The sequence below is a fragment of the Thermoactinomyces vulgaris genome, from assembly GCF_005886755.1.
GTDB lineage: Bacteria > Bacillota > Bacilli > Thermoactinomycetales > Thermoactinomycetaceae > Thermoactinomyces > Thermoactinomyces vulgaris.
Window position 1 is genome coordinate 46,325 of sequence record NZ_CP039710.1, and the last position, 13,112, is coordinate 59,436.

At 49.6% G+C, this 13,112-nt stretch carries 21 protein-coding genes; all 21 read right to left on the bottom strand.

The genetic code is table 11. The annotated features are described in order from the left end of the window. Positions 1-10: 10 nt before the first annotated feature. The gene (locus FA954_RS00330) at positions 11-196 is read right to left on the bottom strand and encodes a type Z 30S ribosomal protein S14 (protein ID WP_037997836.1); all 186 of its coding nucleotides are present in this window, start codon (positions 194-196) and stop codon (positions 11-13) included. Between the two features lie 33 nt (positions 197-229). Next, entirely contained in the window at positions 230-772 is a 543-nt protein-coding gene (gene rplE, locus FA954_RS00335; protein ID WP_037997838.1) for a 50S ribosomal protein L5, read from the bottom strand. Positions 773-798: 26 nt separating this feature from the next. Continuing rightward, on the bottom strand, positions 799-1,152 hold the full coding sequence (rplX, locus tag FA954_RS00340; RefSeq protein ID WP_037997839.1) for a 50S ribosomal protein L24: 354 nt from the start codon (positions 1,150-1,152) through the stop codon (positions 799-801). A 53-nt stretch (positions 1,153-1,205) separates the two neighbouring features. Next, a complete protein-coding gene (gene rplN / locus FA954_RS00345) occupies positions 1,206-1,574 on the bottom strand; it encodes a 50S ribosomal protein L14 (protein WP_037997843.1) in 369 nt (122 codons plus the stop codon). Positions 1,575-1,612: 38 nt separating this feature from the next. Continuing rightward, entirely contained in the window at positions 1,613-1,879 is a 267-nt protein-coding gene (gene rpsQ, locus FA954_RS00350) for a 30S ribosomal protein S17 (RefSeq protein WP_037997846.1), read from the bottom strand. Beyond that, positions 1,876-2,088 carry a 50S ribosomal protein L29 gene (gene rpmC / locus FA954_RS00355; RefSeq protein WP_037997849.1) on the bottom strand — a complete coding sequence of 71 codons (213 nt, stop codon included), beginning with the start codon at positions 2,086-2,088 and terminating at the stop codon, positions 1,876-1,878. The genes rpsQ and rpmC overlap by 4 nt, the downstream gene beginning before the upstream one ends. Then, positions 2,085-2,510, bottom strand: a complete 426-nt coding sequence (gene rplP, locus FA954_RS00360) for a 50S ribosomal protein L16 (RefSeq protein WP_037997063.1) — start codon at positions 2,508-2,510, stop codon at positions 2,085-2,087. Before rplP ends, rpmC begins: the two co-directional genes overlap by 4 nt. A gap of 3 nt (positions 2,511-2,513) precedes the next feature. Next, complete coding sequence (gene rpsC / locus FA954_RS00365) at positions 2,514-3,176, bottom strand: 30S ribosomal protein S3 (RefSeq protein ID WP_037997062.1); 663 nt, start codon at positions 3,174-3,176, stop codon at positions 2,514-2,516. A 22-nt stretch (positions 3,177-3,198) separates the two neighbouring features. Then, complete coding sequence (rplV, locus tag FA954_RS00370) at positions 3,199-3,534, bottom strand: 50S ribosomal protein L22 (RefSeq protein WP_037997060.1); 336 nt, start codon at positions 3,532-3,534, stop codon at positions 3,199-3,201. Between the two features lie 29 nt (positions 3,535-3,563). Then, positions 3,564-3,845: a 30S ribosomal protein S19 gene (gene rpsS, locus FA954_RS00375; RefSeq protein WP_037997058.1), complete on the bottom strand. Its 282-nt coding sequence runs from the start codon at positions 3,843-3,845 to the stop codon at positions 3,564-3,566. A 39-nt stretch (positions 3,846-3,884) separates the two neighbouring features. Then, positions 3,885-4,718: a 50S ribosomal protein L2 gene (gene rplB, locus FA954_RS00380; protein ID WP_037997056.1), complete on the bottom strand. Its 834-nt coding sequence runs from the start codon at positions 4,716-4,718 to the stop codon at positions 3,885-3,887. A 27-nt stretch (positions 4,719-4,745) separates the two neighbouring features. Next, a complete protein-coding gene (gene rplW, locus FA954_RS00385) occupies positions 4,746-5,033 on the bottom strand; it encodes a 50S ribosomal protein L23 (protein ID WP_037997053.1) in 288 nt (95 codons plus the stop codon). Beyond that, a complete protein-coding gene (gene rplD, locus FA954_RS00390; protein WP_037997051.1) occupies positions 5,030-5,656 on the bottom strand; it encodes a 50S ribosomal protein L4 in 627 nt (208 codons plus the stop codon). The genes rplW and rplD overlap by 4 nt, the downstream gene beginning before the upstream one ends. A gap of 25 nt (positions 5,657-5,681) precedes the next feature. Continuing rightward, on the bottom strand, positions 5,682-6,281 hold the full coding sequence (gene rplC, locus FA954_RS00395; protein WP_037997081.1) for a 50S ribosomal protein L3: 600 nt from the start codon (positions 6,279-6,281) through the stop codon (positions 5,682-5,684). A gap of 63 nt (positions 6,282-6,344) precedes the next feature. Further along, positions 6,345-6,653: a 30S ribosomal protein S10 gene (gene rpsJ, locus FA954_RS00400; protein WP_037997048.1), complete on the bottom strand. Its 309-nt coding sequence runs from the start codon at positions 6,651-6,653 to the stop codon at positions 6,345-6,347. A gap of 261 nt (positions 6,654-6,914) precedes the next feature. Further along, the gene (locus FA954_RS00405; protein WP_049720837.1) at positions 6,915-7,484 is read right to left on the bottom strand and encodes a shikimate kinase; all 570 of its coding nucleotides are present in this window, start codon (positions 7,482-7,484) and stop codon (positions 6,915-6,917) included. A gap of 136 nt (positions 7,485-7,620) precedes the next feature. Further along, positions 7,621-8,403 carry a type I 3-dehydroquinate dehydratase gene (gene aroD / locus FA954_RS00410; protein ID WP_138614811.1) on the bottom strand — a complete coding sequence of 261 codons (783 nt, stop codon included), beginning with the start codon at positions 8,401-8,403 and terminating at the stop codon, positions 7,621-7,623. 272 nt (positions 8,404-8,675) lie between these two features. Beyond that, positions 8,676-9,863 carry an elongation factor Tu gene (gene tuf, locus FA954_RS00415; protein WP_037997041.1) on the bottom strand — a complete coding sequence of 396 codons (1,188 nt, stop codon included), beginning with the start codon at positions 9,861-9,863 and terminating at the stop codon, positions 8,676-8,678. Between the two features lie 110 nt (positions 9,864-9,973). Beyond that, entirely contained in the window at positions 9,974-12,049 is a 2,076-nt protein-coding gene (gene fusA / locus FA954_RS00420; RefSeq protein WP_037997038.1) for an elongation factor G, read from the bottom strand. 34 nt (positions 12,050-12,083) lie between these two features. Further along, a complete protein-coding gene (gene rpsG, locus FA954_RS00425; protein ID WP_037997036.1) occupies positions 12,084-12,554 on the bottom strand; it encodes a 30S ribosomal protein S7 in 471 nt (156 codons plus the stop codon). A 45-nt stretch (positions 12,555-12,599) separates the two neighbouring features. Then, positions 12,600-13,013: a 30S ribosomal protein S12 gene (rpsL, locus tag FA954_RS00430; RefSeq protein ID WP_037997033.1), complete on the bottom strand. Its 414-nt coding sequence runs from the start codon at positions 13,011-13,013 to the stop codon at positions 12,600-12,602. Positions 13,014-13,112 lie beyond the last annotated feature (99 nt).

The following is a 13,112-nucleotide window of genomic DNA, read 5'->3' on the forward strand; positions in this document are numbered from 1 at the left end:
TCCTATCCTATTACCAACTTGCTTTTTTCACGCCGGGAATCTGCCCTTTGTAGGCCAATTCTCGGAAGCAAATACGACACAGACGGAACTTACGCATCACCGAATGCGGGCGACCGCAACGTTCACAGCGCGTATAAGCACGAACTTTGAATTTCGGTTTGCGTTTCGACTTCACGATCATCGATTTTTTGGCCAAGTGATTCCCTCCCTTCAAAGTTTTGCCGTCCCGTTATTTGCGAAAAGGCATTCCCATCAATGCCAACATTTCACGCGCTTCTTCATCCGTATCGGCTGTCGTCACGATCACGACATCCATTCCACGAACTTTGTCCACTTTGTCGTAAGAGATTTCCGGGAAAATCAATTGCTCTTTCAAACCGAGGGTGTAGTTTCCGCGTCCGTCAAAGGATTTCGGAGACACCCCGCGGAAATCGCGAACCCGTGGCAGAGCCACATTGATCAGTTTGTCAAGGAAATGATACATCCGTTCACCACGAAGCGTTACTTTTGCACCAATGGGCATTCCTTCACGGAGTTTAAATCCGGCAATTGATTTTTTCGCCCGTGTCACAACAGGCTTTTGACCGGAAATCAATGTGAGGTCTTCCACTGCACCGTCCAAAGCTTTGGAGTTTTGTACAGCTTCACCCACACCCATGTTGATTACGACTTTTTCCACTTTGGGTAATTGCATGGTTGATTTGTATCCGAATTTTTTCATGAGGGCAGGAGTTACCTCATTGATATAGTGCTCTTTCAAGCGTGCTGCCATCAGGGTTAACCTCCCTTCATCAAACATTACTTGTCAAGAATTTCTCCCGATTTTTTCGCATAGCGCACTTTTTTCTTCTCGCCGTTTTTGCCTTCCACAAACTTGTAACCGACACGGGTCGGCTCTTTGGTTTTCGGATCTTCGATCATCACATTGGACACATGAATCGGTGCTTCCTGTTCAACGATCCCGCCTTGTGGATTGGCTTGGGTCGGGCGAGTGTGCTTTTTGACCATGTTGACACCTTCAACCAGCACACGGTTTTCTTTCGGCATTGCTTTAATCACACGGCCGCGAGTGTAAACTTTTTTGCCATCTGCGAAGTACGGAGCTTCTTTACCTCGCATCACAATGACCATATCACCCTTTTTGATGTGCATACCGGGCACCTCCTTACCTGCAGAAGTGTTCTGTTTTCATCTTCATGAAATCCTTAGAGTACTTCCGGTGCTAAAGAGATGATTTTCATGAAGTCGCGGTCACGCAGCTCACGGGCAACGGGTCCAAAAATCCGTGTACCGCGAGGGCTTTTATCATCTTTGATCACAACCGCGGCGTTTTCGTCAAAACGGATGTAAGAACCGTCCGGACGACGTACGGAACGGACCGTGCGTACCACCACGCACTTCACGACATCCCCTTTCTTGACAACGCCACCGGGTGTAGCTTGTTTTACAGAAGCCACAATCACATCACCGATACCGGCCGATGCTTTTTTCGATCCACCAAGTACACGAATGCACATTACTTCCTTCGCACCAGAGTTATCTGCCACACGCAAACGTGTTTGAGGTTGAATCATGACATTCCCTCCTTCCCGCTTCAATCATGCGCTTGTCATTAAACAATCACTGCTTCTTCAACGATTTCAACCAAACGCCAGCGCTTATCTTTTGAAAGCGGACGTGTTTCCATGATTCGTACAACATCCCCGACTTTTGCACGGTTTTCTTCATCATGCGCTTTGAACTTTTTGGTGTATTTCACGCGCTTCCCGTACAACGGATGCTTTTTGTAGGTTTCAACAGCGACGACGATCGTTTTATCCATTTTATCGCTGACCACTTTGCCGACACGTACTTTACGGCGACTTGTGCGCTCGTTCATCCCTGTTTCCTCCTTTCAATCCCTAGTTCGCGCTCCCGTAACACGGTTTTACAACGGGCAATATCCTTGCGAACCTGACGCAACCGGGCCGGGTTTTCCAATTGACCGGTTGCCGATTGGAAGCGGAGGTTAAACAGCTCTTCTTTGTACTGTGCGAGCTTTTGCTCGATTTCGGCGGTGGTCAATTCAATCAGCTCTTTTGCTTTCATTCGTTACCACCCGCTTCTTCACGTTTTACAAATTTGGTTTTGATCGGAAGTTTGTGAGCTGCAAGACGAATCGCTTCACGGGCCACTTCTTCCGGAACCCCTGCTACTTCAAACATCACTTTGCCAGGTTTCACAACCGCCACCCACTTTTCGGGCGAACCTTTCCCGCTTCCCATCCGTACTTCGAGGGGTTTTTGAGTGATCGGTTGATCCGGGAAAATTTTAATCCACACTTTCCCGCCACGTTTCATGTAACGGGTCATGGCAATACGGGCAGCTTCGATTTGACGGTTGGTGATCCAAGCCGGTTCAAGCGCTTGTAAACCATATTCACCGAAAGCGACTTCCGTACCGCCTTTTGCCCTCCCTTTCAAACTGGGGCGATGTGGACGGCGGAATTTCACGCGTTTTGGCATCAGCATAGGTTACTCGCCTCCTTCCGCTGCTCCTTCTTTATTTTTTTGCGGCAAAACTTCGCCACGATAAATCCATACCTTCACACCAATCCGGCCGTATGTGGTGTGTGCTTCGGCAAAACCGTAGTCAATATCTGCACGCAATGTGTGAAGCGGAACCGTTCCTTCGCTGTAACCTTCACTGCGTGCAATGTCTGCACCGCCAAGACGGCCGCTCACCAAAGTGCGAACCCCTTTTGCACCAGCACGAACCGAACGCTGAATGGCTTGCTTCATCGCACGACGGAACGAAACACGGCGTTCCAGTTGTTGTGCAATGTTTTCAGCTACCAGATATGCATCAAGCTCCGGGTTTTTCACTTCGCTGATATTGATGTGAACTTTCTTGCCGGTCAATTTTGTGAGAGCCTGACGAAGTGCTTCCACCTCAGCTCCACCTTTACCGATCACCATTCCGGGTTTCGCGGTATGAAGGGTAATGTTAATGCGATTTGCAGCACGTTCAATCTCAATTCCAGACACCGCTGCATCTTTCAGGCGTTTTTTGATATACTCACGGACTCGAATGTCTTCGTGCAAGAGATCTGCATAGTCTTTATCCGCATACCATTTGGATTCCCAGTCGCGGATCACGCCGACACGCAGACCCACCGGATTTACCTTTTGACCCAAAGCTTCATCCCTCCTTATTCAATCATTCTTTTTCAGAAACAACTACCGTAATGTGGCTTGTGCGTTTGTTGATACGGCCCGCGCCACCCCGAGCACGTGCAATGTAACGCTTCATCGTCGGCCCCTCATCTACGAAAGCTTGCTCTACATAAAGACGATTGGTGTCCATATTGTAGTTATGCTCCGCATTCGCTACGGCGGAATTCAACACTTTCTCAATAATCGGAGAGGCGGCACGAGGAGTAAAGCGTAAAATGGCAAGTGCCTCTTCTACAGATTTGCCGCGAATCAAGTCAATCACCAGACGTGCTTTACGGGGAGTGATCCGCACGTAACGAGCAACTGCTTTTGCTTTCATCATTTAACCTCCTCTCTTAACCGAAACCTCTACCGTCTTTTCGTTTTCTTGTCATCACCGGCATGCCCTCTGAAGGTCCGGGTCGGTACGAATTCACCCAATTTGTGGCCCACCATGTCTTCTGTCACATAAACCGGCACATGTTTGCGCCCGTCATGCACAGCAAACGTATGACCCACAAATTCGGGGAAAATGGTGGAACGACGAGACCATGTTTTGATCACACGTTTTTCGTCTTTTTTGTTCAGTTCTTCCACTTTTTTCAAAAGATGTGCATCGGCAAATGGCCCTTTTTTCAAGCTGCGGCCCATAAGTTCGACCTCCCTTCGAGTGAGGCTATTTCACAGCCTTTATTTACTTTTACGGCGACGAATAATATATTTGTCAGACTGCTTGTTTTTCTTGCGGGTTTTGTAACCCAGCGTCGGTTTCCCCCACGGTGTAACCGGAGATTTGCGTCCGATCGGTGCACGACCTTCCCCACCACCATGCGGGTGATCCACCGGGTTCATCACCGAACCGCGAACCGTCGGCCGTTTACCCATCCAACGAGAACGTCCGGCTTTACCCACACGGATCAATTCATGATCAATGTTTCCTACTTGACCAATCGTTGCACGACAGGTGAGAAGGATCATCCGGGTTTCACCGGAAGTCAGGCGAATGATCGCATATTTTCCTTCTTTTCCGAGCAATTGTGCAGAAGCACCTGCAGCACGCACCAATTGACCGCCGCGGCCCGGTTTCATTTCGATGTTGTGAATCACCGTACCCACCGGGATGTTTTTCAGCGGCAAGGCGTTTCCGACACGAATGTCCGCATCCGGACCGGAAACCACGGTCATTCCGACTTTCAACCCGTGCGGTGCCAGGATGTAGCGTTTTTCACCATCTTTATAATGGATCAGTGCAATGTTTGCAGAACGGTTCGGGTCGTACTCGATTGTGGCAACTTTGCCAGGAATGCCATCTTTATCACGTTTAAAGTCAATGATACGGTATTTCCGTTTATGTCCCCCACCTTGATGGCGGACCGTTAATTTCCCTTGATTGTTGCGGCCGGCTTTTCTCACCAGCGGAACAACCAATGACTTTTCCGGCTTATCCGTCGTAATCTCATCAAATGCCGAAACGGTCATATGACGACGGGACGGGGTCGTTGGCTTAAAAGATTTAATAGCCACTGCTCTTTCCCTCCTTCTTGCTTAAAATCAAACCTCGAATACTTCGATGGCCTTGCTGTCTTCCGTGAGCGTTACAATCGCTTTTTTCCGTTCGGGTCTGCGACCGCTGTAACGACCGTAACGTTTCACTTTTCCTTTTACGCGCATCGTGTTTACTTTATCCACTTTCACGCCGAAGATCTCTTCGATCGCTTTTTTCACTTCCACTTTGTTTGCGCGAGGATCCACTTCAAATACATATTTCTTTTCTTCCATCAGGTCTGTGGACTCTTCGGTGATGACCGGTCGACGAATAATGTCACGTGGGTTTTTCACTGGCCAAACACCTCCTCAATGCGATTCACAGCCCCGCGGGTGAGAATGAGTTTGTCATGATAAAGCACATCAAGAACATTCAAGCCTTCAGCCGGGATCACTTTCACTCCCGGAATGTTACGGGCGGACAGCTCTGCATTTTCTTCCACTTGATCTGCAACGATCAACGCTTTGCGATCCACACCCAGGTTTTTGAGGACTTGAACCATCTCACGGGTTTTGGGCTGTTCCATTTTCAATTCATCCAGAACGATCAGCTCGCTGTCGTTCACTTTGGAAGAAAGCGCCGATTTGATGGCGAGTCGCCGTACTTTTTTCGGCAATTTGTATGCATAGCTCCGTGGTTGCGGACCAAACACGGTGCCACCGCCAACCCACAACGGGGAACGAATGCTGCCGTGACGTGCGCGTCCGGTTCCTTTTTGTCTCCAAGGTTTTTTGCCGCCACCGCTCACAGCCGCACGATTTTTGGTTGCATGGGTACCGCGGCGCAAGGATGCTTGTTGCATGACAACGGCTTCGTGCAACACAGCTTCATTCGGGGTGATGCCAAAAACACTTTCAGAAAGCTCAATGTCCCCGACTTGCTTACCGCTCATATCTAAGACCGTTAACTTTGGCATGGATGCTCCTCCTTTCTTCACTCAATCAATTGCCTGCTTTCACAGCAGATTTGATCACAACATAACCGTTTTTCGGTCCCGGAATGGCGCCTTTGATCAAGAGCAGATTTTTCTCGGCATCAACACGAACCACTTGCAGGTTTTGTGTTGTCACCTTGTCTCCGCCCATGCGTCCGGGCAATGTTTGTCCTTTAAACACACGGCTCGGACCAACCGCACCCAAAGAACCGGGTCTGCGATGATAACGGGAACCGTGGCTCATCGGACCGCGGGATTGATTATGCCGTTTAATGGCACCGGCAAATCCTTTCCCTTTGGATGTACCTGTGACATCCACGATGTCCCCTTCGGAGAAAATATCCGCTTTGATGGTGCTTCCCAATTCATACTCATCCAAATTCACACCGCGAATCTCTTTGATGAATTTTTGGGGTTTGACGCCGGCTTTTTTCGCATGACCGAGTTCCGGCTTGTTTGCACGATGTTCTTTCTTTTCGTCAAAACCGAGTTGAACGGCCTCGTATCCGTCGGTTGCGACTTCTTTTTTCTGCAACACGACACAGGGACCTGCTTCAACCACCGTAACCGGAGTGACCACTCCGTCTTCATTGAAGACCTGAGTCATCCCGACTTTTCTACCGAGAATCCCTTTCACTTTGCACACCTCCTGCCATTACAGAATCAGAGATTACAATTTGATTTCGATATCGACACCAGACGGAAGATCCAATCTCATCAACGCATCCACTGTTTGCTGAGTTGGATTCATGATGTCAATGAGACGTTTATGAGTGCGCATTTCGAATTGCTCACGAGAATCTTTGTATTTGTGAACCGCGCGCAAAATCGTATAAACCGATTTTTCCGTCGGAAGCGGGATCGGGCCGGAAACACTGGCGCCTGTCCGCTTGGCGGTATCCACGATTTTTACCGCAGATTGGTCCAAAATGCGGTGATCGTAAGCTTTCAACCGAATGCGAATCTTTTGTTTTGCCATCTTTACCCCTCCTTCTCGCCCATTTTGAAAATGAACTTCTCCACGAAAATTTCCCGCCCGGCCATGGCAAAGGGGCCGGGTGTGTCGGCAACCTTTCGCTTCATCGCGTTCATGACAACATTCACGATTATAAAGAAAAAACAATAGATATGCAAGTTTTTTTCTTGTTTTGATTGCATCGGGGAGCCATTGTCCCATTTTTGATGAAAAAGTCCCGGAATAAAAGAGTACGGGAACCATATGGCAATTTCCTGCCGGGCGTCACGGTTTGGCTTTTTCCGATTCCCGTGCACGACGGAGAAATGCCGCAATCCGGCCGGCGGCTTGCTCGGCGTCTTTCCGGTTCGTGATGGCAATGCTTGCATGACTTAATACATACTGACGCCTTCTTTCAAAAAACAACCCTTTGATCTCTTCCATCGTTTTGTTTTGCAAAACCGGCCGGTTGTCACGGATCCGCGGATAACGTTCCTTTTTCCAATATTCCCAGGATACATCGAGGAAAACGACCAGGCCGTGTTCCAGGCAGACACGGCGCACCTCTTCCTGCAAATACGCACCGCCGCCAAGGGAAAGCACCTTCCTTTGCTCCCCCGCACACAACCTGACGATCAGATTCCGTTCCTGCCGCCGGAACCAGGCTTCCCCTTTGCGGGCAAAAATTTGCGGGACAGACATGTGAAGCACTTTTTCCAATTCCCGATCCGTATCCACAAAATCAAAGCCCAACCTCCCAGCCACCTGCTTCCCGACCGTTGTTTTTCCCGCTCCCATAAAACCAATCAGCACAAGATTTCGCTCCTGACACGAAAGACCATCCGGTTCCTTCATCTCCGCTTTCACCCTTTTCCCGCCAGTGCTGAACCCGTCAGAAGAAAGATCGGCACAGTTTTCCGGATTCCATCCAATCTCTTCCATCCAGGCCCTTTTAATTAACTAAGAGTATAAAGCGCACCCGCAAACCGTGTCAATCTTCGCCCCAGGTATACTTTCGAATGACCGGCAACAGATTTTGGACCTCTTCAACCGGCATTTGTCCCGGAGCAGAACATCGCGATCCGGCGGCAAACGTGACGGCGGACCCGTATTGCCAACCCGCCAGCCGGGTCATCGTCCCCAATCCGCCCATCGACATGGTGATTAAGGGAATTCGCACATGATGCCGCGCTTCTTCGGTTGCTCCCATTAAAACGATCACATCCTTGAAAGTGACGGGCATCACGGCCACTTTGGCAATATCCGCCCCGAACTCCCCGGCTTTTAAGATTTTATCAACCAGCACTTCTTTTGATGGAGTCTGAGCAAAATCATGGAAAGACAAAATCAAGCGGACCCCGTACTCTTTGGAAACGTTGCGGATAACCGGGATGTTCCGCTCATCCCACAACTCGTGGTCAATCAGATCCACCTGACGGGTTTGACAGACCCGCTTCATCAGGCTGATTTTTTCTGAATCCGTCAATGGGATGGGTTGCCCCCCTTCTTTTTCGGAGCGAATCGTGAACAAAAGCGGAATCTCCCCGATCATCCCCCTCATGTGCTGAACAACATCCAACACCTTTTCCGGATCGCTGATCTCTTGAAAAAAGTCCGCCCTCCACTCGATCAAATCCGGCTTTTTCCGACAAAGTTCCCTTGTCTGCTTCAGGATCTCATCCGCATCTTTGCCGACCACTGGGACACAAATACATGGCTGTCCGCCCCCGATTTCAACCTTTCGGACCGAAACGACCGTTGGCGAAATATTCATTCACCCTTCACACTCCTCTCCGCCTCTCTGCCTTTTCAGGCTGGATGCATGCGTATTGAATTTACTATACTATATCCACCCTGAAGAAAAAAACTTGCATACCGGATGATGGTGTACCCGTCCCGTTTAAAACCGCATCCGCCTCCATCGATGCCCCAAGCAACCATTCCACCGCACATTCCAAAGCAAGGAGCCGCACATCCGTGGTTTTCGGCCATAAAAAAACCGCTGCCTGATTTCAGGCAGCGGTTGTGCCAAATCCACCATTGATATTACTCAATGATTTGGGTAACGGCACCTGCACCAACGGTACGTCCACCTTCACGGATAGCGAAGCGGGTACCATCTTCAATAGCAATCGGTGCAATGAGTTCAACTTCCATTTCCACGTTGTCACCAGGCATGCACATTTCAACGCCTTCCGGCAGTTTGATAACACCGGTTACGTCCGTGGTGCGGAAGTAGAATTGCGGACGATAGTTGGAGAAGAACGGGGTATGACGTCCACCTTCTTCTTTGGACAATACATAAACTTGTGCTTTAAATTTGGTGTGCGGGTTTACGCTTCCCGGTTTTGCGAGAACTTGACCACGTTGGATTTCTTTGCGGTCAATACCACGCAACAATGCACCGATGTTGTCACCAGCTTCAGCGCTGTCGAGCAACTTACGGAACATTTCAATTCCGGTTACAACCGTTTTGCGGGTTTCATCCAAACCAACGATTTCCACTTCGTCACCTGTGTTCAGGACACCACGCTCTACACGACCGGTAGCAACGGTACCACGACCGGTGATGGTGAACACATCTTCCACAGGCATCAAGAAGGTTTTGTCGGTGTCGCGTTCCGGAGTCGGAACATATTCGTCGACGGCTTTCATGAGTTCGAGAATCGGTTGAGCATCTTCTCCGGTCGGATTTTCCAGAGCTTTCAATGCAGAACCGCGGACAACCGGAATGTCATCTCCCGGGAACTCGTACTCGCTGAGCAACTCGCGAACTTCCATTTCAACAAGCTCGAGAAGCTCTTCGTCGTCCACCATGTCGCATTTGTTCAAGAATACAACGATGTACGGAACACCCACTTGGCGGGACAGCAAGATGTGCTCACGGGTTTGCGGCATCGGACCGTCAGCTGCGGAAACAACTAGGATGGCTCCGTCCATTTGGGCAGCACCCGTGATCATGTTTTTCACGTAGTCAGCGTGACCCGGGCAGTCAACGTGAGCATAGTGACGGTTTTCGGTTTCGTACTCAACGTGAGCGGTGGAGATGGTGATTCCACGTTCTCTTTCTTCCGGAGCTTTGTCGATTTGATCGTAAGCTTGTGCTTCAGCACCACCGGTTTGAGAAAGAACGGTTGTGATTGCAGCGGTCAAAGTGGTCTTACCATGGTCAACGTGACCGATTGTTCCGATATTTACGTGCGGTTTTGTACGCTCGAATTTGGCTTTAGACATATCGAATAATCCTCCCTTTACTTAGGAATCAGTAATATTTTAATAGATTTATTGGAATCAGGGAAGCGGACATTTTTCCGCTTCTCCAGGTAGTTTAGCAGGGTTTGCCATTAAGCGCCAGTTGCTTTTTTGACAATTTCATCCGCGATGTTTTTCGGCACTTCTTCATAATGGTCAAACACCATTGTGAAGACACCGCGTCCTTGCGTGCGGGAACGCAACGTGTTTACGTAACCGAACATCTCGGCAAGCGGAACCATCGCACGGATGACTTGGCCTCCGGAACGGGATTCCATTCCTTCCACACGTCCGCGGCGCGAGTTGATGTCACCCATGACATCTCCCATGTATTCCTCCGGAACCACGACTTCCACTTTCATGATAGGTTCGAGGAGAACCGGGTTACATTTGTCCTTGGCTGCTTTCAACGCCATGGAACCTGCGATTTTAAAGGCCATTTCTGACGAGTCCACATCGTGGTAAGATCCGTCGAAGAGTGTCGCACGGATGTCCACCAACGGATAACCCGCCAACACACCGTTTTGCATGGCTTCTTCGATTCCGTTTTGTACGGCCGGGATGTATTCTTTCGGTACAACCCCACCGACAATTTTGTTGACAAATTCAAAGCCGGCACCTTCTTCAAGCGGTTCGAATTCGATCCATACATGACCGTATTGACCGCGTCCACCGGACTGACGCACAAATTTCCCTTCCACTTTTGCGGAAGAACGGAAGGTTTCTTTGTAGGCAACCTGAGGTGCACCCACATTCGCTTCCACTTTGAATTCGCGTTTCAGGCGGTCAACGATGATGTCCAGGTGAAGCTCTCCCATTCCGCTGATGATGGTTTGACCCGTTTCTTCATCCATTCTCGTTTTGAAGGTCGGGTCTTCTTCAGCCAGTTTGGAAAGAGCCACTGCCATTTTATCCTGGTCGCTTTTGGATTTCGGTTCAATGGCAATGGAGATCACGGGTTCCGGGAATTCCATCGATTCCAGGATGATGGGGTGTTTTTCATCACACAGGGTTTCACCGGTGGTGGTGTCTTTCAGTCCCACCCCTGCAGCGATGTCACCGGAATAAACCGTGCTGATCTCTTCACGGTGGTTTGCGTGCATCTGCAGGATACGCCCGATGCGTTCACGTTTTCCTTTGGTTGAATTCAGCACATAGGAACCGGAATCCAATGTACCGGAATATACACGGAAGAACGTCAATTTTCCTACATACGGATCTGTCATGACTTTAAAAGCCAACGCTGCAAACGGCTCGTCATCTCCGGATTTGCGGCTGGCTTCGGTGCCATCCGGCAACGTTCCTTGGATGTCCGGCACGTCGAGCGGGGACGGCAAATAATCCACGACAGCATCCAACAACAATTGAACCCCTTTGTTTTTGTAGGAAGAACCGCAAAGAACCGGCGTGATTTCTACGTTACATGTTCCTTTGCGGAGTGCCGCTTTGATTTCATCAACAGTCAATTCTTCCCCTTCGAGGTACTTCATCATCAACTCTTCATCCAACTCAGCGACCGCTTCCACCAATGCAGTGCGGTATTCTTCCGCTTTTTCCTTATACTCTTCGGGAATTTCGCGGGCCTCGGAACGAGTTCCCAAGTCATCGAGGTAAAAGATCGCATTCATGTTGATGAGGTCGATGATGCCTTCAAACGTATCTTCAGCGCCGATCGGCAACTGAATCGGAACGGCATTGGCGTTCAAACGTTCACGCATTTGCTCAACGGCACCGTAGAAGTCAGCACCGATGATATCCATTTTGTTTACGTAAGCAATGCGGGGAACGTGATAGGTGTCAGCCTGACGCCATACCGTTTCGGATTGCGGCTCTACGCCACCTTTCGCACAAAAAACCCCTACAGCTCCATCCAATACACGCAGAGAACGCTCAACTTCCACGGTAAAATCAACGTGACCCGGAGTATCGATGATGTTAATCCGATGTCCTTTCCACTGAGCCGTGGTTGCGGCGGAAGTAATGGTGATTCCGCGCTCCTGCTCCTGTTCCATCCAGTCCATCGTGGCGGCACCTTCATGGGTTTCCCCGATTTTGTGCACACGACCGGTATAGAACAGAATCCGCTCGGTGGTCGTTGTTTTACCTGCATCAATGTGAGCCATGATTCCAATGTTACGTGTATCTTGTAAGGAGAATTCACGGGCCATCGGAAATTTCTCCTTTCATGTCGGCAAATTTAGATTACCAGCGATAATGTGCAAAAGCACGGTTTGCTTCTGCCATCCGGTGTGTATCTTCTTTCTTCTTCACTGCAGCTCCTGTGTTGTTTGCTGCATCCATGATTTCGTTGGCCAAACGCTCTTCCATGGTCTTCTCGCTGCGAAGACGGGCATAGTTCACGAGCCAACGCAAACCAAGGCTGGTACGGCGCTCCGGCTTGACTTCAACCGGCACTTGGTAGTTGGCACCCCCAACACGACGTGCCTTTACTTCCAATACTGGCATTACGTTTTTCAGTGCTTGTTCAAACACTTCCATCGGATCATTTCCGGAACGCTCGCGGATGATATCAAAGGCATTGTACAAAATGCGCTGAGCAACTCCTTTTTTTCCGTCATACATCAGCCGGTTGATCAGACGGGTAACCAGTTTGCTGTTGTAAATCGGATCCGGCAGCGCATCCCGACGAGGTACTGGGCCTTTACGCGGCATGCTTCTCCCTCCTTTTTATCCCATTTTGTCAAATCTTATGCTTCATTATTTTTTCGGGCGTTTGGTACCGTATTTGGAACGGCCTTGTTTCCGGTCGGTCACTCCGGCCGTGTCCAAAGCGCCACGCACAATGTGGTAACGCACACCAGGCAAGTCTTTAACACGTCCGCCACGAACCAAAACCACGGAGTGTTCTTGCAGGTTATGGCCGATTCCCGGAATGTACGCCGTCACCTCGGTTCCGTTTGTCAAACGGACACGGGCATATTTACGCAAAGCGGAGTTCGGCTTTTTCGGCGTCATCGTGCCCACACGGGTACATACTCCGCGTTTTTGCGGTGCACTTTGGTGTACAACCTCTTTTCTCAGCGTGTTGTAGGTGTATTGAAGCGCTGGTGATTTGGATTGAGATTTTTTGCTTTTACGACCTTTACGCACGAGCTGATTAATTGTCGGCATTCTTCAGGCACCTCCCTTTGGCGCGGATTTAACTTGTTCACAAGACCACAGATCCAGGTGTTCCATCTGTGGTTATAAAAATGGGAACGACTTATGTTT